Below are 912 nucleotides of genomic sequence, written 5' to 3'. Positions count from 1 at the left end.
GCGTTTTGAGATTGATATTGACGCACCAAGAACTGGCTTTTTTGCTGCAATTGAACATATAGAAATTATACGACTGGAAGAAACAGAGAACTCATTGCTATCCTCAGTTTGGAAGTACTTCAAAACACCATCTGGAATGGGGTCGGTTAACGAAAAGTCTGTTGTTCTATTTGATGATGAGGGGAATTACAAAAATGCGATAAGCAACTACGGACGAGGGCCAAAAGAATATACAAGTATTGGTAGTGTACAATTTAATAATGGAGCAATCGAACTATTCAGTGGGGGTTCAAGACTCATTAATCGCTATACAGAAGAGGGTGGATATATTGAAACTATAAAAGGTAAATACTCAAAGGAAATTTGGGCTGGGTCTGCGATCCCTTATAAGAGTGGATATATTCTTCAACACATTTACCCTGGCACTCCTAACAATCCTATCCCTTTCCATGTATTACTATTCACAGACGGTCAGCTAAATATTGTAGGGGAAGGGGGGTATACTAAAAACCTAAACACGCTCCCTTTGAATCTAGGTAAGCATTTCAGCACTTATGAAGACCATATTTACTTTAAAAAAATCCTTAATGATTCGGTCTATCAAATTATTAACGGAAAAGAGTACCCCAAATTTAGATTTGATTTCGGAAAAGATTGGGCATGGTCAGACCCAAAGAACACTTCAACTCACCAGATAGAAGTAAAAGTCACAGTAGAAGGAGATAAAGTTATTGATGTACTCTCTGACGTTGGTAGCAAATACATAATGCTAACATATTACATCAGTACCCAAAATGAGCAAAAGGGTTATATCAATCGGGAAACGGGTAAATTCACTCGTTTTGATATGCGTAAAAAAGACAAAGAAAAATACAAGCTGAAATTCATAAAATGGGAAGATGACAGGCTGGT

At 37.2% G+C, this 912-nt stretch carries 1 protein-coding gene; it reads left to right on the top strand.

Annotation, left to right across the window (positions count from 1 at the left end; genetic code table 11):
* Positions 1–912, top strand: a 912-nt coding sequence (locus AWN68_RS13225; RefSeq protein WP_157716208.1) for a 6-bladed beta-propeller, incomplete at both ends; no start/stop codon positions are given.

It is taken from the genome of Roseivirga echinicomitans, assembly GCF_001592935.1.
Classification (GTDB): Bacteria; Bacteroidota; Bacteroidia; order Cytophagales; family Cyclobacteriaceae; genus Roseivirga; species Roseivirga echinicomitans.
The sequence above is the reverse complement of the archived record's forward strand: the minus strand, read 5'-3'. Positions and strand labels throughout refer to the sequence as shown.